Source organism: Citrobacter sp. FDAARGOS_156, assembly GCF_001559235.2.
In the GTDB taxonomy this organism is placed as follows: domain Bacteria; phylum Pseudomonadota; class Gammaproteobacteria; order Enterobacterales; family Enterobacteriaceae; genus Citrobacter; species Citrobacter youngae.
Window position 1 is genome coordinate 4633145 of sequence record NZ_CP014030.2, and the last position, 22994, is coordinate 4656138.

17 protein-coding genes are annotated in these 22994 nt (G+C 54.1%); 4 read left to right on the forward strand and 13 right to left on the reverse strand.

All coding sequences use genetic code 11. The annotated features are described in order from the left end of the window. Positions 1-51: 51 nt before the first annotated feature. Complete coding sequence (gene glpE / locus AL515_RS22945; protein WP_061068742.1) at positions 52-378, reverse strand: thiosulfate sulfurtransferase GlpE; 327 nt, start codon at positions 376-378, stop codon at positions 52-54. Positions 379-575: 197 nt separating this feature from the next. Here glpE and glpD point away from each other — a divergent pair, with 197 nt between their 5' ends. Further along, complete coding sequence (glpD, locus tag AL515_RS22950) at positions 576-2084, forward strand: glycerol-3-phosphate dehydrogenase (RefSeq protein ID WP_061068743.1); 1509 nt, start codon at positions 576-578, stop codon at positions 2082-2084. Positions 2085-2174: 90 nt separating this feature from the next. On the opposite strand, the gene glgP is transcribed toward glpD, so the two are convergent. The 6 genes from glgP to asd all read right to left on the reverse strand — a co-directional run bounded on the left by glgP (position 2175) and on the right by asd (position 12923). Next, complete coding sequence (gene glgP / locus AL515_RS22955) at positions 2175-4622, reverse strand: glycogen phosphorylase (protein WP_048213566.1); 2448 nt, start codon at positions 4620-4622, stop codon at positions 2175-2177. Positions 4623-4641: 19 nt separating this feature from the next. Further along, complete coding sequence (gene glgA, locus AL515_RS22960) at positions 4642-6075, reverse strand: glycogen synthase GlgA (protein WP_061068744.1); 1434 nt, start codon at positions 6073-6075, stop codon at positions 4642-4644. Continuing rightward, positions 6075-7370 (reverse strand): glucose-1-phosphate adenylyltransferase, encoded by a 1296-nt coding sequence (gene glgC, locus AL515_RS22965; protein WP_048213568.1) that lies wholly within the window; start codon positions 7368-7370, stop codon positions 6075-6077. Before glgC ends, glgA begins: the two co-directional genes overlap by 1 nt. Before the next feature lie 13 nt (positions 7371-7383). Further along, positions 7384-9360 carry a glycogen debranching protein GlgX gene (glgX, locus tag AL515_RS22970; RefSeq protein ID WP_061068745.1) on the reverse strand — a complete coding sequence of 659 codons (1977 nt, stop codon included), beginning with the start codon at positions 9358-9360 and terminating at the stop codon, positions 7384-7386. Next, the gene (glgB, locus tag AL515_RS22975) at positions 9357-11543 is read right to left on the reverse strand and encodes a 1,4-alpha-glucan branching enzyme (protein ID WP_105242203.1); all 2187 of its coding nucleotides are present in this window, start codon (positions 11541-11543) and stop codon (positions 9357-9359) included. The genes glgX and glgB overlap by 4 nt, the downstream gene beginning before the upstream one ends. A 273-nt stretch (positions 11544-11816) precedes the next feature. Continuing rightward, a complete protein-coding gene (gene asd / locus AL515_RS22980) occupies positions 11817-12923 on the reverse strand; it encodes an aspartate-semialdehyde dehydrogenase (RefSeq protein ID WP_003023482.1) in 1107 nt (368 codons plus the stop codon). A gap of 191 nt (positions 12924-13114) precedes the next feature. Between asd and yhgN the strand changes: the two genes are divergently transcribed. Next, positions 13115-13708 (forward strand): NAAT family transporter YhgN, encoded by a 594-nt coding sequence (gene yhgN / locus AL515_RS22985; RefSeq protein WP_061068747.1) that lies wholly within the window; start codon positions 13115-13117, stop codon positions 13706-13708. A 752-nt stretch (positions 13709-14460) separates the two neighbouring features. Next, entirely contained in the window at positions 14461-14907 is a 447-nt protein-coding gene (locus tag AL515_RS22995; protein WP_061068748.1) for a hypothetical protein, read from the forward strand. Positions 14908-14989: 82 nt separating this feature from the next. Here the strand turns inward: AL515_RS22995 and gntU are convergent, their stop codons facing one another. From gntU to AL515_RS23020, 5 genes are all read right to left on the reverse strand, one after another. Then, a complete protein-coding gene (gene gntU / locus AL515_RS23000) occupies positions 14990-16330 on the reverse strand; it encodes a gluconate transporter (protein ID WP_003023477.1) in 1341 nt (446 codons plus the stop codon). Beyond that, entirely contained in the window at positions 16330-16860 is a 531-nt protein-coding gene (gene gntK, locus AL515_RS23005) for a gluconokinase (protein WP_061068749.1), read from the reverse strand. Before gntK ends, gntU begins: the two co-directional genes overlap by 1 nt. A gap of 141 nt (positions 16861-17001) precedes the next feature. Next, positions 17002-17997: a gluconate operon transcriptional repressor GntR gene (gntR, locus tag AL515_RS23010; RefSeq protein ID WP_003023473.1), complete on the reverse strand. Its 996-nt coding sequence runs from the start codon at positions 17995-17997 to the stop codon at positions 17002-17004. Between the two features lie 297 nt (positions 17998-18294). Then, positions 18295-18990, reverse strand: coding sequence for a quercetin 2,3-dioxygenase (gene yhhW, locus AL515_RS23015; protein WP_016151113.1), 696 nt, complete (start codon positions 18988-18990; stop codon positions 18295-18297). A gap of 123 nt (positions 18991-19113) precedes the next feature. Next, positions 19114-20151, reverse strand: a complete 1038-nt coding sequence (locus AL515_RS23020; RefSeq protein ID WP_061068750.1) for an oxidoreductase — start codon at positions 20149-20151, stop codon at positions 19114-19116. A gap of 472 nt (positions 20152-20623) precedes the next feature. Here AL515_RS23020 and yhhY point away from each other — a divergent pair, with 472 nt between their 5' ends. Beyond that, entirely contained in the window at positions 20624-21112 is a 489-nt protein-coding gene (yhhY, locus tag AL515_RS23025; RefSeq protein WP_048213575.1) for an N-acetyltransferase, read from the forward strand. Between the two features lie 63 nt (positions 21113-21175). Here yhhY and ggt read toward each other — a convergent pair whose 3' ends face one another. Then, on the reverse strand, positions 21176-22921 hold the full coding sequence (gene ggt / locus AL515_RS23030; protein WP_016151116.1) for a gamma-glutamyltransferase: 1746 nt from the start codon (positions 22919-22921) through the stop codon (positions 21176-21178). Between the last annotated feature and the right edge of the window lie 73 nt (positions 22922-22994).

The window sequence follows — 22994 nt, forward strand, 5'->3', positions numbered from 1 at the left end:
AAAGAGGACAGTATATCTATCCTGCCCGTTTCAGGCTGCATCTTTGTTAGCTTACGAACCGTATGCCACTTCTGCCGGAAAATGTCGATGCCAGGCATCGAAGCCGCCGTCAACGCTGTAAACCGCGTCATAACCCTGCTGCAGAAGATATTGCGCCGCGCCTTTACTGCTGTTGCCGTGATAACACATCACCAACACGGTGGTGTCGAAATCATGCTCACGCATAAATGACCCCAGCGTGTCGTTCGTCAGATGAAACGCCTGCGGGGCGTGACCCATCGCATAGCTTTGCGGATCGCGGATATCCACTAACACCACAGCTCCCTGATGCAGCTTCTGATGCGCTTCTTCGACATTAATACATTCAAACTGATCCATTGCTCTCTCTTCTTTATTTGCAGGTGACGCTTTTCGAACATGTTACTTCTTAGTGTACGTCCCGACGGCAGTTAAACACCATAATGTTATATGTATCACTGTAAATTGTTTATCCGATGTTACCAATGGCGCGATTCTTTGCTATTATGCTCGATAACGAACATTAATGAGCTATAACGAAAGTGCGAGAGGCCAGCATGGAAACCAAAGATCTGATTGTGATAGGTGGAGGCATCAACGGTGCCGGTATCGCGGCAGATGCCGCTGGACGCGGATTATCCGTGCTGATGCTGGAAGCACAGGATTTAGCCTGCGCGACCTCCTCCGCCAGCTCCAAACTCATCCACGGTGGCCTGCGCTACCTGGAACACTACGAATTTCGTCTGGTGAGCGAAGCGCTGGCCGAACGTGAAGTGCTGTTGAAAATGGCACCGCATATCGCCTTCCCAATGCGCTTTCGTCTGCCCCATCGCCCGCATCTGCGTCCGGCGTGGATGATCCGTATTGGTCTGTTTATGTACGATCATCTGGGCAAACGCACCAGTTTGCCGAGTTCTACCGGTTTGCGTTTTGGCGCGGACTCCGTACTGAAACCTGAGATTGTGCGCGGTTTCGAATATTCTGACTGCTGGGTAGACGATGCACGACTGGTTTTGGCAAATGCCCAAATGGTCGTACGCAAAGGCGGAGAAGTATTAACCCGCACTCGCGCCACCTCTGCTCGCCGTGAAAACGGTTTGTGGATTGTTGAAGCTGAAGATATCGATACCGGCAAAAAACACACCTGGCAGGCGCGCGGTCTGGTCAACGCTACCGGTCCGTGGGTGAAAGAGTTCTTTGACGACGGTATGCACCTACCATCGCCGTACGGTATTCGCCTGATTAAAGGCAGCCACATCGTGGTGCCGCGCGTACATACCCAGAAACAGGCTTACATCCTGCAAAACGAAGATAAACGTATTGTGTTTGTCATCCCATGGATGGACGAATTCTCGATCATCGGGACGACCGACGTCGAATACAAAGGCGATCCAAAAGCAGTGAAAATTGATGAGAGTGAAATCAATTACCTGCTGAAGGTCTACAACGCGCACTTTAAGAAACAGCTGGGCCGTGATGATATCGTCTGGACTTACTCAGGCGTGCGCCCGCTGTGCGACGACGAGTCCGACTCGCCGCAGGCTATCACCCGTGATTACACGCTGGATATCCATGATGAAAACGGCAAAGCGCCGCTGCTGTCGGTCTTTGGCGGCAAGCTGACGACCTACCGTAAGCTGGCTGAACATGCGATGGAAAAACTGGCGTCGTACTATCAGGGCATTGGTCCGGCGTGGACGAAAGAGTGCATTCTGCCAGGCGGTGACATCGGCGGCGATCGCGAGGATTACGCGGCCAAACTGCGCCGTCGCTACCCGTTCCTGACCGAGTCGCTGGCGCGCCATTATTCGCGTACCTACGGCAGCAACACCGAATGGATTATCGGCGAAGCCACCTCACTTGCCGAGTTAGGTGAAGACTTTGGCCATGAGTTTTATGAGGCCGAGCTGAAATATCTGGTCGATCACGAATGGGTCCGTCGTGCGGACGATGCGCTGTGGCGTCGTACGAAAGAAGGGATGTGGCTGAATGCAGAACAGCAGTCGCGCATGACCCAGTGGCTGGCGGAGTACATTGAGAAGCGCCAACTGTCGCTGGCGTCCTGATAAAAATGCCGGATGGCGGCGACGCCTTATCCGGCCTACAAAAGTGCATAAACGTAGGCCGGGCAAGCGAAGCGCCCCCGGCATCGTGTGTTACAACCGTACCGAATCAATATGCCAGATGTTTTCGGCATACTCTTTGATGGTCCTGTCCGATGAGAAGTAGCCCATGTTGGCGATATTGATCATCGACTTCGTGGTCCACTCTTCCGGATGACGATACAGTTCATCCACCTTATCCTGACAATCAACGTAGCTGCGATAATCCGCCAGCACCTGATAGTGGTCGCCAAAGTTGATCAGTGAGTCCACCAGATCACGGTAGCGTCCCGGCTCCTCAGGGCTGAATACGCCACTGCCGATTTGCGTCAGCACCTGGTGCAGCTCTTCATCTTTCTCGTAATACTCACGCGGCTTGTAACCCTGACTACGCAGCGCCTCCACTTCTTCCGCCGTATTACCAAAGATAAAGATATTTTCTGCGCCCACATGCTCCAGCATCTCAACGTTAGCGCCATCCAGCGTACCGATGGTCAGCGCGCCATTCAGCGCAAATTTCATGTTACTGGTCCCGGAGGCTTCGGTCCCGGCCAGTGAGATTTGCTCAGACAGGTCGGCGGCAGGAATAATCACCTGCGCCAGGCTAACGCTGTAATTAGGGATAAACACCACTTTCAGTTTGTCGCCAATTTGCGGATCGTTGTTGATCACTTTTGCGACGTCGTTGATCAGATGAATGATGTGCTTCGCCATGTAATAGGCCGAAGCCGCTTTACCGGCGAAGATATTCACACGCGGCACCCACTCGGCGTCAGGATCGGCCTTAATGCGGTTGTAGCGGGTGATCACATGCAGCACGTTCATCAACTGACGCTTGTACTCGTGAATACGCTTGATCTGCACATCAAACAGCGATTTCGGATTCACCACCACATTCAACTGCTGCGCGATGAGCGTCGCCAGTCGCTTTTTGTTCTCCAGCTTCGCATGACGCACCGCCTGATTTACCAGCGGGTAATCGCAGTGTTGTTCCAGTTCGCTGAGCTGACTGAGATCGGTGCGCCAGGTACGGCCAATGTTCTCATCCAGCACATTGGAAAGCGCCGGATTCGCCAGCGCCAGCCAGCGACGCGGCGTCACGCCGTTGGTAACGTTGCAGAAGCGGGTTGGGAAGATCTTCGCAAAGTCAGCAAACAGCGACTGTACCATCAGGTTGGAGTGCAGTTCCGACACGCCGTTAACCTTGTGGCTCACCACCACCGCCAGCCATGCCATACGCACCCGGCGGCCGTTGGATTCATCGATGATCGACGTCCGCCCCAGCAGACCCGTATCGCTCGGATACTGCTCCTGCAGCGTTTTCAGGAAGTAATCGTTAATCTCAAAGATGATTTGCAGGTGGCGCGGCAGAATTTTACCCAGCATATCCACCGGCCAGGTTTCCAGCGCCTCGCTCATCAGCGTATGGTTGGTATACGAGAAGACCTGACAGCACACCTCAAAGGCATCGTCCCAGCTAAACTTGTGCTCATCAATCAGCAGACGCATCAGCTCAGGGATCGACAGCACCGGATGGGTGTCATTGAGGTGAATAGCAATTTTGTCCGCCAGGTTGTCGTAGGTTTTGTGCAGTTGGTAATGACGACTCAGGATATCCTGCACCGTGGCGGAGACCAGGAAATACTCCTGGCGCAAGCGCAGCTCGCGTCCCGAATAGGTGGAGTCATCCGGATACAGCACGCGGGAGACGTTCTCGGAGTGGTTTTTATCTTCCACCGCCGCAAAGTAGTCGCCCTGGTTAAATTTACCAAGGTTGATTTCGCTACTGGCCTGCGCATTCCACAGGCGCAGCGTGTTGGTGGCATCAGTGTCGTAACCGGGGATAATCTGGTCGTAGGCAACCGCGAGGATCTCTTCAGTTTCTATCCAGCGCGTTTTCTTGCCTTCCTGCTGAATACGCCCGCCAAAACGCACTTTGTAGCGCGTATTGTGGCGTTTGAACTCCCATGGGTTACCGTATTCCAGCCAGTAGTCCGGCGACTCTTTCTGTCGGCCATCAACAATGTTTTGCTTGAACATGCCGTAGTCATAGCGAATACCGTAGCCACGTCCCGGCAGTCCCAGCGTTGCCAGTGAGTCCAGGAAGCAGGCCGCCAGGCGCCCGAGGCCACCGTTGCCAAGACCCGGGTCGTTTTCTTCGTCGATCAGATCTTCAAGATCCAGCCCCATGCCTTCCAGCGCATTTTTGACATCGTCATAAATCCCCAACGATAACAGTGCATTGGAAAGCGTGCGGCCAATCAGGAACTCCATAGACAGGTAATAGACCTGTCGAGTTTCCTGGGATAATTGCGCACGATTAGAACGCAGCCAGCGCTCCACGAGACGATCGCGCACCGCGAACAATGTGGCGTTCAGCCACTCATGTTTATTGGCAATGACCGGGTCCTTACCAATCGTGAACATCAGCTTGTAGGCGATAGAATGCTTAAGTGCCTCTACGCTGAGTGTGGGCGATGCATAAGTAAATGGAGCATTCATATAGGTGATTCCTGGATAACTATTTCAAGCGATAGTAAAGCTCACGGTATGACTTCGCCGCGACTTGCCAGCTAAAATCCATGGTCATGGCCTGACGTTGTACAAACCGCCACAGCGAAGGCCGGGACCACAATACGAAAGCACGCCGGATCGCCCGTAGCAGCGACCAGGCATTACTATCTTCAAATACAAACCCACTGGCGATACCGTCCGCCAGGTTCTCCAGCGAACTATCAGACACCGTATCAGCCAGCCCACCGGTACGTCGCACCAGCGGCAACGTGCCGTACTTCAGTCCATACAATTGTGTTAAGCCACACGGCTCAAAACGGCTGGGCACCAATATCACATCAGCCCCGCCCATGATGCGGTGCGAGAAGGCTTCGTGATAGCCAATCTGCACGCCCACTTGCCCCGGATGTTCCGCCGCCGCGGCGAGGAAACCTTCCTGTAAAACCGGATCGCCCGCGCCGAGCAACGCCAGTTGTCCGCCCTGCTCTAACAACCCCGGCAACGCTTCCAGCACCAGATCCAACCCTTTCTGGCTGGTCAGGCGACTGACTACAGCAAACAGCGGCACTTTATCGTTAACCTTAAGTCCCATCGCGATCTGTAGCTGCCGTTTGTTCTCCGCCTTATCTTCCAGCGTGTCACGCGTATAGCGCGACGCCAGCAGCAGATCGGTTTCCGGGCTCCAGATTTTTTCATCAACGCCGTTCAGCACGCCGGAAAGACGCCCTTCGCGATGGCGCTGCTGCAACAAACCTTCCATGCCGTAGGCGAACTGCGCCTCGGTAATTTCCCGCGCGTAGGTCGGACTGACCGCCGTAATGTGGTCGGCGTAGTACAACCCGGCCTTCAGGAACGAAATCTGGCCGTTAAACTCCAGCCCGTGCACATTAAAGAACGACCATGGCAATTGGATGTCATCCATATGCTTTGCATAAAACATGCCTTGATACGCCAGGTTGTGTACGGTGAACACCGATTTCGCCGGATGGCCGCGCGCCGCCAGATACGCCGGCGCCAGGCCAGCGTGCCAGTCGTGCGCATGCACCACATCCGGGCGCCAGAATGGATCAAGGCCGCAGGCCATTTCACAGCCGACCCAACCCAACAGCGCAAAACGCAGCACGTTATCGGTATACGCAAACAGGTTCGTATCGTGATACGGGCTCCCGGGACGGTCATAGAGATGTGGCGCATCAATCAGATAAATGCCGACGCCGTTGTAATGTCCGAACAACAGCGTTATCCGTCCGGCGAAGGTATCCCGACGCGTCACGACCTGCGCATCGGGAATGCCGCGACGAATATCAGGAAACGCCGGAAGCAATACGCGGGCATCCACACCGTCCGCAATTTGTGCCGCAGGTAACGCCCCAATAACATCCGCCAGTCCCCCGGTTTTTAACAGGGGGAACATCTCTGAACAAACGTGTAAAACCTGCATTATCGCTCCTGTTTGATCTGCAGTTTGCGCAGCATTTCACGCGTGACCAGCACAATGCCTTCCTCTGAACGGTAGAAACGACGTGCATCTTCTTCCGCGTTTTCACCGATTACCATGCCTTCAGGAATAACGCAGGCGCGGTCAATAATGCAACGACGTAAGCGGCATGAACGTCCCACCCACACTTCAGGTAATAACACTGCCGAATCAATGTTACAGAATGAATTCACCCGCACTCGCGGGAACAGAACGGACTGCACCACCACCGAACCCGAAATAATACAGCCGCCGGAAACCAGCGAGTTCAGCGTCATTCCGTGGCTGCCGGAACGATCCTGAACAAATTTCGCTGGCGGCAGCGATTCCATATGCGTACGGATTGGCCAGTCCTGGTCGTACATATCCAGTTCAGGCGTCACCGAAGCCAGATCGAGGTTCGCTTTCCAGTAAGCTTCCAGCGTCCCCACATCGCGCCAGTACGGTTCGGATTCCGGGTCAGACTGCACGCAGGACAACGGGAATGGATGTGCATATGCCATGCCAGCTTCGGTGATTTTTGGAATGATGTCTTTGCCAAAATCGTGACTGGATTTTTCATCGAGATCATCTTCCGCCAGCAGTTCATACAGATAATCGGCGTTGAAGATATAGATCCCCATACTGGCAAGCGATTTGGTCGGATCGTTAGGCATCGCTGGCGGGTTGGCGGGTTTTTCAACGAACTCGATAATTTTATCGGTGTCGTCCACGTCCATCACGCCAAACGCGCTGGCTTCTTCGATCGGCACTGGCATACAGGCCACGGTGCAGCGCGCGCCTTTCTCGACGTGGTCGATCAGCATGCGTGAGTAGTCCTGCTTATAAATATGATCGCCCGCGAGGATCACCACGTATTCCGCTTTATAGCGTCGAATGATGTCCAGGTTTTGGGTCACCGCATCCGCCGTGCCGCGATACCAGTTTTCACCCTGCATTCTCTGCTGGGCAGGCAGCAGATCGACGAACTCGTTCATCTCTTCGCTAAAGAACGACCAGCCGCGCTGGATATGCTGCACCAGCGTATGGGACTGATACTGCGTGATTACGCCGATACGGCGGATCCCGGAGTTAATACAGTTGGATAAAGCAAAATCGATAATGCGGAACTTACCGCCAAAGTGCACGGCAGGCTTGGCTCGTTTGTTGGTTAAATCTTTCAGACGGGTTCCGCGGCCACCGGCCAGGATCAGGGCAACAGATTTTAATGGCAGCTGGCGCGCCAACATTACACGATCGTTCTTCTCTAAACTCACCATGACTAACTCCTTTTTATCTTCTCTGGAACACACACAGTCCGTGCGCAGGTCCCTGCCAGACAGCCGTAAGCACCGGATTATCCTCTCCGGCAAATGGGGGAATGGCGTGCCATTCCCCTTCAGGTAAAACGATATCTGTCACCTCAAGCGTGGCGTTTATTGCAATCAGAAAACGGTCTGAAAGCTGGATTTGCATCTGCCTCGGGCCGTTTTGCCACTCATCCGCACTTAAGGGTTGTGCGTACTTATTCAGCCAACGAACATTGCCATCGCCCTCTTCCCACCAGCAATTACCCGTTAATGCGGGTATTTGCCGACGCAGATGAATCAGCGCGGCGGTAAATGTGGTTAGCCCACTGTTTGCCTGCTGCCAGTCCAGCCAGGTTAAGGCGTTATCCTGGCAGTAAGCGTTATTGTTGCCGTGCTGGCTATGACCATGCTCATCGCCCGCCAGCAACATCGGCGTCCCCTGGGAGAGCAACAGCGTGGTTAACAGCGCATGAATGCTGTCGCGCCGCCGTTCAATCAGGTCCAGCGTGCCGCCTAATCCTTCTTTACCATGATTGTCGCTGTAGTTATTGCTAGTGCCGTCGCGATTTTCCTCACCATTCGCTTCATTGTGCTTATTTGTGAAGCACACACAGTCGCGCAGTGTAAAACCGTCGTGCGCCGTCACCAGATTGACCGTGGCGCTGGGTTTGCGGCCCTGGCGTTTAAACACATCGCTGGATGCGGCAAAACGCCCGGCAAACTCGCCCAACGAGAGATTACGCTGGAGCCAAAAGCGTCGCGTCGCATCGCGGAAATGGTCATTCCACTCGGCAAACGGTGGGGGAAAATTCCCCACCTGATACCCGCCTTCACCAATATCCCACGGTTCCGCAATCAGTTTGACGCGAGAGAGCAGCGGACAGTTTTGGATCGCGGTAAACAGCGGCGCATCCTGACGAAACGCAGGTGTACGCCCCATGACGGATGCTAAATCAAAACGAAAGCCATCCACATGGCAGGTTTCAACCCAGTAACGCAGGCATTCACATGCGTATTCCACAACGCCAGGATGGCTCAGATTGAGGGTGTTCCCACAACCGGTCCAGTTGTAGTAATCACCATCATCCCTGATCCAATAATAGCTACGGTTATCAATTCCGCGCAGCGAGAAGACAGGCCCTTCGAGATCCAGCTCGGCGCTGTGGTTCAAAACGATATCGAGAATGACCTCAATCCCCGCTTTGTGCAGCGCTTTTACCGCGTCGCGAAACTCATCCAGCGCGCTCTCTGGCGAGCAAGCGTAGGCCGGATGCAGCGCGAACATGGCCACCGGGTTGTATCCCCAGTAGTTCGACAGGCCCAGCCGCTGAAGTCGCGGTTCGCTGGCAAAATGCGCCACCGGCAGCAGCTCCAGCGCGGTAATGCCGAGACGCTTGAAGTAATCGATCATCACTGGATGCCCCAGCGCTTTGTAGGTTCCGCGAATCTCTTCCGGCAGGTCAGGATGCAAATACGTCAACCCTTTGACATGCGCTTCGTAAATCACGGTATTGCCCCACGGTGTGCGCGGCGGGGCATCATCCTCCCAGTCATAATGGTCGGACACCACCACGCCCTTCAGCGCGATGGCGGCGTTATCATGACGATCCGGTTCATTTAGCCCGCCGTGCAGCAGCGGGTTATCTTTTAACTCGCCCTCGACCCGACGGGCGCAAGGGTCGAGCAGCAGCTTGGCTGGGTTAAACCGGTGGCCCTGCTGCGGTTGCCATGGGCCATGTACGCGATAGCCATAGCGCAGACCGGGCCGGGCGTTGGCCAGATAGCCGTGCCAGATATCACCGCTACGCCCCGGCAGGTCGTAGCGGAGTTCGCAACCGTCCTCGTCAAATACGCATAATTCAACGCGTTCAGCATGGGCTGAGAAGAGCGTAAAATTAACGCCATGGCCGTCATACGTTGCACCATGAGGGGTGGCGTTGCCGGTTGCCAGTTGCGTCATTCCCCCTCCCGAACCAGCCAGATCGTTGCCAACGGCGGCAACGTGAGGCTCAGTGAATGCTGCCGACCATGACTGGCGATTTCATCACTGTGCACCGCACCGCCGTTGCCGGTATTGCTGCCGTGGTAATGCATCGAATCGGTATTGAGGATCTCACGCCATTTCCCCGGCTGATTGATACCGAAGCGATAGCCGTGGCGGGGCACAGGCGTAAAGTTACTGACCACGATGATTTCATTGCCGACCTTGTCACGACGCACGAAAGCCAGCACCGAACGTTCGTTGTCATCCACCACCAGCCACTCAAAGCCATAGGCGTCAAAGTCGAGCTCGTGCAGCGCTTTGTGATGACGGTAGGTGTGGTTCAGATCGCGCACCAGACGCTGTACGCCGTGGTGCCAGTTGTCGCCGCCTTCCAGCAGGTGCCAGTCGAGGCTGGCGTCGTGGTTCCATTCACGTCCCTGCGCAAACTCGTTGCCCATAAACAGCAGTTTCTTGCCTGGGAAGGCCCACATCCAGCCGTAGTAGGCGCGCAGGTTGGCAAACTTCTGCCATGCGTCTCCCGGCATGCGATCGAGAATGGATTTTTTACCGTGTACCACTTCGTCATGCGACAGCGGCAGGACAAAGTTTTCGGTGTAGTTGTACAGCATACCGAAGGTCAGCTTGTCGTGATGGTACTGACGATGAACCGGGTCCAGTTTCATGTAGTCCAGCGTGTCGTGCATCCAGCCGAGGTTCCACTTATACCAGAACCCTAAACCGCCCATGTCCTGCGGTCTTGAAACGCCAGCAAAATCAGTGGACTCTTCCGCCATGCTCACCGCACCAGGCACCTGTTCGCCAAGAATACGGTTGGTATTGCGCAAGAACTCAATGGCTTCGAGGTTTTCACGACCGCCAAATTCGTTCGGAACCCATTCCCCTTCTTTACGGCTGTAGTCGCGATAAATCATCGATGCTACGGCATCCACGCGCAGCGCATCGATACCAAAGCGCTCAATCCAGTACAGGGCGTTGCCCACCAGATAGTTGCTGACTTCACGGCGGCCATAGTTGTAGATCAGCGTGTTCCAGTCCTGGTGATAGCCTTCACGCGGATCGCTGTGTTCATACAAACTGGTGCCATCAAACTGAGCCAGACCAAAGTCGTCCGACGGGAAATGACCCGGCACCCAGTCGAGAATGACGTTCAGCCCCGCCTGATGCGCGGCATTGACAAAATAGCGGAAGTCATCGCGCGTGCCGAAACGGCTGGTCGGCGCGTACATGCCGGTAGGCTGATAACCCCAACTGCCGTCAAACGGGTGTTCGTTAATCGGCAACAGTTCGAGATGGGTAAAGCCCATCCACTTGGCATAAGGCACCAGCTGATCCGCCAGCTCGCGGTAGCTCAGCCAGAAGTTGTTATCGGTATGACGACGCCATGACCCCAGGTGCACTTCATAGATAGAAATCGGCGCATCAAACTGGTTGGCTTTTTTGCGCTCCTCGCTTTGCACCACTTTTTCCGGCAAACCACAGATAAGCGATGCGGTTTCCGGGCGCATTTGCGCTTCAAACGCGTAAGGGTCCGCTTTGATTCGCAGCTTACCGTTGGCATCGATCATCTCATATTTATACAGCTGACCCTGCTGGGCACCGGGGATAAACAGCTCCCAGATACCGCTTTCTTTGCGCAGGCGCATCGGGTGGCGTCGACCATCCCAGTAGTTGAACTGCCCAACCACTGACACGCGTTGAGCGTTAGGTGCCCAGACGGAGAAGCGCGTACCGGTTACGCCATCCATAGTATCCGCATGCGCACCCAGCGTTTCGTAAGGTCGCAGGTGCGTACCTTCAGATAGCAGCCAGGCATCCATATCCTGGATCAGCGGGCCAAAACGATAAGGGTCATCAATCAGATTCTGCTGTCCATGCCAGACAACGGCCAACTGATAGCGAAAGAAATTTTTACGGCGGGGAAGTACTGCACAGAAAAAGCCACGAGAGTCGAGGCAATCCAGCTTGCCGACTTTGCGTCCGGTTTTGGGTTCGATCACCCACACTTCGGTGGCGTCAGGTAATAGGGCGCGGACTTCAAGTCCAGCGTCAGTTTGGTGCATACCGAGTACGGAAAAAGGATCCGCAAAATGGCCTGCAATTAGCGCATTAATCACGTCTCTATCGATACGAACGGACATGGTTGTCTTCCTGTTTTATGGTGTCACCCCTTCCAACTGATTTTCGACATCAGGTAGCGACACTTTTTTTGACCTGAACGGCGCAGCACAATTGTGCATCCTCTCTGCGTCGTCCCACCTTCAGGCAACAACTTAATACCTCCGGTACTAAGTCACCCTTAAAGAATAGCCAATGCTTTATCTTACTCCTGGTAAAAAATGAAACATCTGCGCTTACTCCTGTATTACGCAAAAAAAAGGGTGACTCAGCACCCTTTGATCATTAACAAACCATTACGCCAGTTGACGTAACATGCGGCGCAATGGCTCCGCAGCACCCCAAAGCAGCTGGTCACCTACGGTAAAGGCTGACAGGAACTCCGGTCCCATATTCAACTTACGCAGACGACCTACTGGCGTGGTCAACGTGCCGGTAACGGCCGCCGGGGTTAACTCACGCATGGTGATTTCACGATCGTTTGGTACTACTTTCGCCCACGGGTTGTGCGCCGCCAGCAGTTCTTCCACGGTCGGAATAGACACATCTTTTTTCAGTTTGATGGTGAACGCCTGGCTGTGGCAGCGCAACGCGCCGACGCGCACGCACAGACCATCAACCGGGATCACGGAAGACGTGTTGAGAATTTTGTTGGTTTCCGCCTGTCCCTTCCACTCTTCACGGCTCTGACCGTTATCGAGCTGTTTGTCGATCCACGGAATCAGGCTACCGGCCAGCGGTACGCCGAAGTTATCAACCGGCAGTTCGCCGCTGCGGGACAGCGTCGTTACTTTACGTTCGATATCGAGAATAGCAGAGGATGGGGTCGCCAGTTCATCGGCCACATGGCCATACAGATGACCCATCTGAGACAACAGCTCGCGCATATGACGCGCGCCGCCGCCGGAAGCCGCCTGGTAGGTCGCCACGGAGACCCAGTCGACCAGGTCGTTGGCAAACAGGCCACCAAGGGACATCAGCATCAGGCTAACGGTACAGTTACCGCCGACAAAGGTCTTAATCCCTTTATTCAGGCCATCGGTGATGACATCCTGGTTAACCGGATCGAGAATAATGATGGCATCGTCTTTCATACGCAGCGAAGAGGCCGCGTCAATCCAGTAACCCTGCCAACCGCTTTCACGAAGCTTTGGATAGATTTCGTTGGTATAATCGCCGCCCTGACAGGTCACGATGATATCGAGCGCCTTCAGCGCGTCCAGATCAAAAGCGTCCTGAAGCGTGCCGGTCGCGGTTCCACCGAATGTCGGTGCCGCCTGCCCGAGCTGGGAAGTAGAAAAGAAAACAGGGCGAATGGCGTCGAAGTCACGCTCCTCAACCATGCGTTGCATGAGAACAGAGCCGACCATACCGCGCCAGCCGATAAAACCAACATTTTTCATAGCGTTTTTTTCCTGCAGAGATGTGTGCTGTGTATGTATGCCAGTGTCCTGGTGGCATATCCTTCACCATACAAAATGCAGCCAAAGTCGCAAGTGAAATTAATCAATGATAGCGAAGCCATCAGTAATGCGACTTATCCCGCTGCGCAAGCAAGCAGAAAGTCCGCGGTAATTATCAGGGAATTTGAGTTATGAATGAAATCATTTCAGCGGCAGTTTTATTGATCCTGATTATGGATCCACTCGGAAATCTGCCCATTTTCATGTCCGTATTGAAACATACCGAACCAAAACGCCGCCGCGCGATTATGATTCGCGAGCTGTTCATTGCGCTGTTGGTGATGCTGATATTCCTGTTTGCGGGCGAGAAAATTCTGGCATTTCTTAACCTGCGCGCGGAAACCGTTTCTATCTCCGGGGGCATCATTTTGTTCCTGATCGCCATTAAGATGATTTTCCCCAGCGCCACCGGGAATAGCGCCGGGCTTCCGGCTGGTGAAGAGCCGTTTATCGTTCCGCTGGCGATTCCGCTGGTGGCAGGCCCAACAATCCTGGCCTCATTAATGCTGTTGTCGCATCAGTACCCGAACCAGATGGGGCATCTGGTGATTGCTCTGTTGATCGCCTGGGGCGGTACGTTTGTGATTCTGTTGCAGTCGTCGCTGTTTTTACGTCTGCTGGGGGAGAAAGGGGTGAACGCGCTGGAGCGCCTGATGGGGCTGATTCTGGTGATGATGGCCACCCAGATGTTCCTCGATGGCGTACGGATGTGGATGAAGGGGTAATTTCTCCTTTTTGGAGCAAATACCATGTTACCCGGAGAACGGTTCCGTTCACGTTATGACAGCAAAACAAATTTAACTGGAAGTCAGAGCGTTGAAGCGATGACACCGGTCCGGCTGAAAATCGATGAGGCGTTGACGGCTGACCGGGGCTGCCCGCAGGGATGCGGGCAGAGGGGACGGCCTGCATGGATGCAGGCTCGGCCCCGACCCGACAGGCAGACGGCATAAGACGAATACATCGCGCAGCGACGATTTTCCCGCCGGGAGCCTGGGTTGCAAGGGAGGCGGCGGTGAGCCTCCCTTGCACGTTCACGGGTATCAGCGCTTCAGAGAAATGACACCACTGAGGTGAACGGAAACCTGAGCAATAATCACATGTTCACCCTACATGCTTAACTGAACGGCATTGCGCTGTAATTTCAGGTATTCCTTATGCTTTTAAGTCGCTGATATAACGTATTTTCATTTCTGCGAGGTGCCTTCCGGAATGCCCTCTTGTCAGCATCGCGGATAAGCATTATCTTCTCGCTGCACCTGCATAATCAGGTGCCAGGATTGGTCCCCTGATTACCTCATTCGCGATAAAATTCACTTTTATCGTGCGACCAGCTACACCTCAATGGTGGGCTGGACGGTGGCGTCGTAAGGCGCGCCGGTATCCAATGAGGCCGGTAGGACCAACTCCGTTCAGCCCGCCACCCAAAGGTTGGTCCCTTCGGTGGTGGTAAATTTCACTCATTGGAGGCTGCCCTATGGCGACTACCCCTCTCTTTTCACACTCTTTATTTACCCTGCCCTTTAGCCATGCCACGGATTTCACCGAGCTGGCGGATAACTGCGAGCGTTTTGTCGAAGGACTGGTTGAATGCCATGACCCGGTTGAAAAACTGGCGATTTATGCACGTTTGTCGGCCTGTCTCGCATTATTACAACCGACCTTAACGGAGCCTGTACCGCAGCATCTACAGGCCAGTCTGACGGTAGAAACCTTACCGACCCGTTTTCCCCTTTTCGAGCCTGAGCCCGACCAGATGGGACGTTACTGCCAGCTTTTGACGCATTTACTGATGAGCAAAACGCTTTCTGATGATATGGAGCGAGTGGCAGGTGATTTGTTGCAGGATTTGGTGGGTTATTTCGCCGACACGCTGAAAGCGCCGCGCTGGTTGAAAACAGATGAAGGCATGGTAATGCTGTAAAAAAGCCGGGTGACGCTTACCCGGCTTACGGTGTGCAATGAATTCAGGCCCGGTAAGCGCAAGCGCCACCGGGCAACAGAACTCAGCTCAACAGCTGGAAGGCAATCATACCGACAATTGCGCCGACCGTGCCGAGGATGGTTTCCATCATCGTCCAGGTCTTCAGCGTTTGTGCTTCCGTTGCGCCGGTAAATTTACCGAACAACCAGAAACCAGCGTCGTTAACGTGGCTTACGACGATAGAGCCGCCCGCGATACAAATAGACAGTGCCGCCATCTGTGCGCCGGAGAAGTTCAGCTGTTCAATCACCGGCATCACCAGACCGACCGCCGTTAAGCACGCCACGGTCGCGGAACCTTGAATGATACGCACCGCTGCCGCCAGCACGAAGCAGGTAATGGCAATCGGCAGACCCATTCCGGTTAACGCTTCGCCCAGCGCCGGACCGACGCCGGAATCAACCAGCACCTGTTTAAACACGCCACCTGCACCAATCACCAACAGGATAATCCCCGCCGGTTGCAGCGCATGACCGCAGATCTCCATCACTTTGTCTTTTGGCATACCCTGGCGAATCGCCAGACCGTAAATCGCCACCAGACATGCAACCAGAATCGCGGTAAACGGGTGACCGATAAACTCAAACCATTCGTAAGTTGAAGAACCAACTGGCACAAAGCGCGCGGCGATGGTTTTCAGACCAACCAATACCAGCGGCAGCAGGATCAGCGACAAGCTAAAGCCGAAGGACGGCATTTTACCTTCGCCCAGATGCGGCTCGGTAATGTCATCAGGAATGTTCAGCTCAACGTAACGGCTGATGAAATTGCCCCACAGCGGTCCAGCGATAATCATGCCCGGAATCGCGGCACACAGGCCAATCAGGATCATCCAGCCAAAGTCAGCGTGCATCTGCGAAGCCAGCAACATCGGCGCTGGCCCCGGCAGTAAAAACGCCGCAGCCGCCGCTACGCCGGCAAACAGCGGAATGACTAATTTAACCAGGTTGGTACCGGTGTGACGCGCCATCGAGAACGCCACGCTAATCAGCAGCACAATCGCCACTTCAAAGAACAGCGGTAGCGCACAGATAAGCCCGGCCAGGCCAATCGCGTAATGTGCGCGGCTGTGGCCGAAGGATTTCAGCATTTTGACGGCAATTTGATCGACTGCGCCGGTCTCATGCAAAATCTTGCCAAACATCGCCCCCAGCGCCACAACAATCGCCAGGAAACCGAGCGTGCCTCCCATCCCTTTTTCCATAGTCGCGGCGATTTTATCGAGCGGCATACCGGAAAAGAGACCTGCACCAATAGACACCACCATCAAAGCAAGGAAGGCGTGCATACGCGCCTTCATCACTAAAAACAGCAGCAATAAAACGGACCCTACTGCTGTTAAAACAAGCGTTAATGTACTCACTACTTACTGCCCTGGTTAATAACCTCAATGGTGCTGGCGACCACACCGTCCAGTGGTTGATCGATATCGACCACCAGTACATCGCTTTCATTCGCACCTGGTTCTTCCAGCGCTTCAAACTGGGTCACCAGCATCTGCGTTTTGAAGAAGTGGCCTTTACGCGCTTTCAGGCGGTTTTCGATAACGTCAAAATCCCCTTTCAGATAGATGAAAGAGAGGTTCGGGTTACCGTCGCGCAGCTGGTCGCGATAGACTTTTTTCAGAGCGGAACAGACGATCAGCGAAACCTTGTTGGTACGCTGCATCGCAAAAGCGGCGTCATTCAGCGCCTGTAACCACGGTTTACGGTCATCATCGTTGAGTGGCTCACCGGAAGCCATTTTCATGATGTTGCTGCGCGGATGGAGAAAATCGCCATCAAGAAACGCGGCCTGCAGTTGATGCGCCACTTCGCTGGCGACAGCAGATTTACCGCTGCCCGATACGCCCATCAGAACGTAAACGTGGTGATCATGATTAGTCGTGCTCAAAGCGTTGCCCCCACTGGTACAAGAATCTGGAAATTGTTACGGGTAACTGTTATCGGTAACATTGTCCAGCCGGATAAATAGAGAAGCAATATCCATTCGTGCTCGAAGTGTATAAGTGTGAGCTACTTCAAACTTGTTGGCTTAAATAGATCCGCCCGGTGACAAGGTGAAACCTAAATCTAACATTTTAGGTGTGACTGCTTCACCACGGATGCGCGCCAGCAGGCGTTCAGCACCAATGCTGCCCATGCGTTCACGCGGCGTGAGCACGCTCGCCAGACGCGGCTCCATCACCTGTCCGATGTCGTGACCGTGGAATCCGGCAATCGCCATGTCATCCGGGATTTTTAGCCCTAAACGCTGGCATTCGAAGGCCGCCCCTACCGCCAGGTCATCGTTGGTACAGAAAATGCCGTCGAGCTGCGGGTATTCGCGTCGCGCCTGACGGATAAGTTCAATACCGGAGGAGTAGGAAGAAGACTGTTCCACCATCACGCTGTACGGCACCAGGTTGGCATCGCGCATTGCCTGCTCGTAGCCCCTCTGTTTGATGATAGTACGTTCATCAAGACGTGCGCCAAGATAGGCAACATGACGGTGCCCTCGGGCGATGATAGCGGCAGTCATCTGGCGCGCGGCTTCGAAGTTGTCGAAACCGACGGCGATATCCAGACACGGGGACTGGCTGTCCATCAGCTCAACCACCGGGATACCGGCGACCTCAATCATTTTCAGCGTACGAGGCGTATGGCTACGTTCGGTGAGGATCAGGCCATCGATATTCCACGACAGCATCGATTCCAGGCGCTCTTGTTCCATCTCTGGCTTATAGCCGTAGTGCGCCAGCATAGTTTGATAACCATGGGCGTCGGTGACGGCCTCAATGCCGCGTAACACTTCAGCAAAAACCTGGTTAGTGAGAGACGGTAACAACACGCCGATAGCGCGGCTGGTAGCGTTAGAAAGGATATCAGGAGCGCGATTGGGAATATAACCCAGCTCATCAAGTGCAGCGGCAATTTTGCCCCGCAGCGCCACGGAGACCTGCTCCGGGTTACGCAAAAAGCGACTGACCGTCATTTTGGTCACGCCCACGCGGTCGGCTACATCCTGAAGTACGGGTCTTTTCTTTTTCATCGTCCTGAAGCGTTAAAAAGGGATAGATTCCCCCAGTTTACCACGGACGTGCATGAACCTTTGCAGAGAAAAAAAGGAGTTTTTATTGTGAGAAATACACAAAATCATTCGAGTTGCATCAAGGCGGCGACGTAGTGAATCCCCGGGAGCGTACATTAAGTACGCGACCGGGGTGAGCGACAAATCTGCCGGGAGCAGATTTGAACGCTGCTTGCAGCGGCCCCGAAGGGGCGAGGCCTATGGATGGGCCGAGTAATAAAGCCAACACAGATGCGGCTTGAAGGATGCCGTGTATTTTTATACAGGCGGCAGGTCAAACAACAACACTTCGCTGTCGCTGTCGGCATGAATAGAAATTGCCTGTTCATCCCAGATTGCCAGACCGTCACTGGTGGTCGCTTTGGTTCCGTTAATGGTGACGTTGCCTTTAACGACCTGGATCCAGACGCGACGTTCAGCGGCAATCTGATGTACCGACTGCTCATCTTTGAGTAACGCCCAGCGGTACAGCTCCATATCCTGGTACACTTTCAGCGAGCCATCGCGGGCATCAGGCGACAGCACCAGTTGTTTACCCTGTGCGGCATCGAAACGGCGCTGTTCATAGCGCGGCGTAATACCGTTTTCCTGCGGCATGATCCAGATCTGATACAGATGCAGCTTCTCAGTATTACTCGGGTTGTACTCCGAGTGACGGATCCCCGTCCCGGCGCTCATAATCTGGAACTCACCGGCAGGAACCTGCTCTTTGTTGCCCATGCTGTCCTGATGTTCTACCGCGCCTTCCAGCACGTAGGTCAGGATTTCCATGTCTTTATGGGGGTGAGTGCCAAAGCCCTGGCCTGCGTCAATCACGTCATCGTTAATCACGCGCAGTGCCGAGAACCCCATAAAGTTCGGGTCATAGTAGTTGGCAAAAGAGAAGGTATGCCAGGAATCGAGCCAGCCATGATTCGCATGACCGCGGTCGTTAGCTTTGCGTAAATAGATCATTGTGTTCACCCCCAGATGTTTTCGATGGAGTAAGTGTGGACTCAATCTGCCTGGGATCATAGAGGGTGAAAATTGACTCCTCTGTTCAAAAAATATGAACAAGCCCAGAGGAGTCGATTAACGCTATTTGGCGAGGGTTATTGTGGCAGGCGTTGCTTGTTCGAAGGCGCGTTCGAGGATCTCCAGGTTGGTTAGAACTTCAGATTCCTTGACGTAATTAGGCGTACCAGCGGTCAGCGTCTGGTACAGCGCATCATAGACGCGACCGTAATCCCCCACCTCTGGCTTCACCTCTTCTTTTACTGTGATGCCGTCATCGTTGACATACTCCAGCATTCCGATGGAGTCATCAGCAGCGAAACCTGGCTCACCCGGCATGATATTGGCCTTCAGACTGGTTTCCTGCTGGTCGATGCCGTACTTCACAAACGAGCCTTTGGTGCCATGAACGATAAACTTCGGATAGTCGATTTTCACCAGATGACTGGTTTTAACAATGGCTTTCAGGTCACCGTAGAACAGTTGCGCTTCAAAGGTATCGTCCGGGTTCGCTTTATTACGCAGGCTGCGGATGTCATAGGCCACATGATCGGGGCGTCCGAACAGCGAAATAATCTGATCCATGGTGTGTACGCCCAGGCCATAAAACGCGCCGTCCTGTGGCAATCCCGGCTTGGTTTCCGCCTCGGGACGGTAATAATCAAAATGGCTTTCAACCTCAACAATCTTGCCGAGTTTGCCGCTCTCAATCGCCTTTTTGGCGGTAAGGAAGCAGGAGTCAAAACGGCGATTCTGGTACGGCGTAATGGTCAGTCCTTTGCTTTGCGCCAGTTCGAACAGCACTTTTGCTTCTGCCAGCGTCGGCGTGAACGGTTTCTCAACCAGCACGTTTTTACCCGCCTCCAGCGCACGTTTGGCGTAGTCAAAATGGCTGTCAGCATGGGTACAAACGATCACTAACTTCACCTGCGGATCGTTTAAGATCTCGTCGAGGTCACTGGTGAAGTGAATATGTGAATACTGCGGCGCCTGCTCTTCCGGCCTGGCGTTACGGCGGAAAATGTGCGCGACATGCCAGCTATTTTTGCGGTTGAGGACGTACGGCAAATGGTAGCGAGTGGTACTTTTACCAAAACCAATAAATGCGCAGTGTAAGGTCATGAGACAGTCCTTTTGAAGGTGATTGTCTACACCATAGCGCAAAGCGGCTGGAGACTGAATCTATCCTGTCATCGTGCCGGATGCGGCGTTGCCTTATCCGGCCTACAAAAGCAGTAGCCTCAAGCTCGGGCGTCAGTGGCGCAGGCAGATTATTCACGGCCTGCGCACAGCAACCGGAGCGTACACAGAGTACGTGAGGATTGCGAGCACAGCCCGGGATTAAGCTGACAAGCAAACTAGCCCGAAACCCAGCCCCAAAAAAAAAGCCAGCAAAAGCTGGCTAAAGTAATACTGGAAGCAATGTGAGCAATGTCGTGCTTTCAGGTTCTCCGTAGGGGTTCCCCTGAACGCAGAGCAATAATAATCATTCTCATTCGCACTTGTCTACTTCTTTTTGCAAAAAAAATGCAGTTGACGGAATTTTCTTTCTCAGCGAGGGTAAAGACTCAATTAACCCTGAAGGAGATAAGGAATGAGTGAGATAGTGATACGCCACGCTGAACAGAAAGATTACGACGCAATTCGTCAGATCCATGCCCAGCCGGAGGTGTATCACAACACGCTACAGGTTCCTCATCCTTCCATGGAGATGTGGCAAGAACGACTAACCGAACGGGTCGGAATCAAACAACTGGTCGCGTGCATTGACGATATCGTCGTGGGGCACCTCTGTATTGAGGTCGCACAGCGCCCGCGCCGCAGCCATGTCGCCGATTTTGGTATCTGCGTTGATGCCCGCTGGCAGAATCGCGGCGTTGCCAGCGCGCTTCTCCGTACGATGATCGACATGTGCGACAACTGGCTGCGCGTCGACCGTATCGAGTTAACGGTGTTTGTTGATAACGAACCTGCGATTGCGGTCTATAAAAAGCATGGCTTTGAGATCGAAGGCACCGGTAAGAAATACGGCCTGCGCAACGGCGAGTACGTGGATGCGTACTTTATGGCGCGCGTGAAATAACGGGTAAGAAACCGTCAGGAAGCACTCGCCGGGCCTGCATCAACGGCAGACCCGGCAATACCATCAGTATCCCGCCGTTAAATCATCCACGGAACGTGGGTCGGACGCGCCATACAGTGCGCCATCCGGTCCTACCATAATGCTCTGCGTGCTGCCCATCGCTTCCTTCAGCGCAACTTTCTGCCCTTTCTGCTCCAGCAGCTTAATGGTGTCCGGGCTAAACCCTTTCTCAACGCGCAGTTCATCGGGCAACCACTGATGGTGGAAACGCGGCGCGTTGGTCGCTTCGGCGACGTTCATTCCAAAATCAATGCTGTTAACCACCATTTGCAGCACAGTAGTGATGATTCGGCTCCCGCCAGGGCTGCCGGTAACCAGCCAGGTTTTCCCGTCTTTTACCACAATAGTCGGCGACATTGATGACAGCGGACGCTTCTTCGGCCCAACCGCGTTAGCATCGCCGCCCACCAGCCCATAAACGTTCGGCACGCCCGGCTTGGCGGAGAAATCATCCATTTCGTTATTCAGCAGAATGCCGGTGTTACCCGCCACAATCCCGGTGCCGAAGGTGGTGTTCAGCGTATACGTCACCGCCACGGCATTACCGTCTTTATCCACCACCGAGAAATGGGTGGTCTGATTGCTTTCATACGGCGCGAGCTTGCCAGGTTTGATCTGGCTGGAAGGCTTAGCCTTGTTGATATCAATTTGATCGGCAAGCGATTTGGCATAGGCTTTATTGGTCAGCGCCTGCCACGGCACCTTCACAAAATCCGGGTCGCCCAGATACTCCGAGCGGTCGGCGTAGGCATATTTCTCCGCTTCAGCCATTACCTGCATGGCGTCGGCGCTGCCAAACCCGTACTTCTTCATATCGAAGTTTTCGAGAATATTGAGGATCTGCACGATGTGAATCCCGCCTGAGGACGGCGGCGGCATAGAGAATACCTGATACCCGCGATAGTCGCCGCTAATCGGCGTACGCTCCACGGCTTTATAGGCGGCTAAGTCCTCTTTGGTCATCAGCCCGCCGTTTTTCTGCATTTCCTCCGCAATCTGATCGGCAATTGCCCCTTTATAAAACGCATCCGGACCGTTCTCGGCAATCATCTCGAGGCTTTTCGCCAGGTTCGTTTGCACCAGCTTGTCGCCCTTTTTCAGCGGCTCGCCGTCTTTCCAGAAAATGGCTTTGCTGTTCTCGTGATTAGGGAGCACTTCGCTGCCATAGGTTTTCAGATCGTCGGCCAGCGCGTCGTTAACCACAAAGCCTTCTTCCGCCAGCTTCATCGCCGGGCGCACGACTTTGTTCAGCGGCATCGTGCCGTATTTCTCCAGCGCCAGCGAGAAACCCGCCACGGTACCCGGCGTACCGGATGCCAGATGTGAGGTTAGCGACTTTTTCGCATCGGCGTTGCCCTGTTCATCAAGGAACATGTCGCGGGTCGCGCCAGCGGGAGCCATTTCACGAAAATCGATCGCCGTGGTGTTACCGTCTTTGGTACGCAGCAGCATAAACCCACCACCGCCCAGATTACCCGCCTGCGGATGCGTCACCGCCAGCGCGTAGCCCACGGCAACAGCGGCATCAACGGCATTCCCGCCCTGTTTCAGAATATCCACCCCAACCTGGGTGGCTAAAGCATCTACGGAAGCCACCATCCCCTGTTGCGCGCGAACGGGATGGAACACATCTTCCTCGACACCGTAGGATACCGGCGGTGGCGCAGCCGGCGCGGCAGCCACGCTAAAACAACTTCCTGAGAGCAGAGCAGCAATGGCTACCCGGCGTAAAAACGTCGGTTTTATCATCGTTATTCTCCAGATGTACGGGGGTCGGCCCCCACTAAGCCTGGTGCATAACTCTGAAATAATCATCGTAACG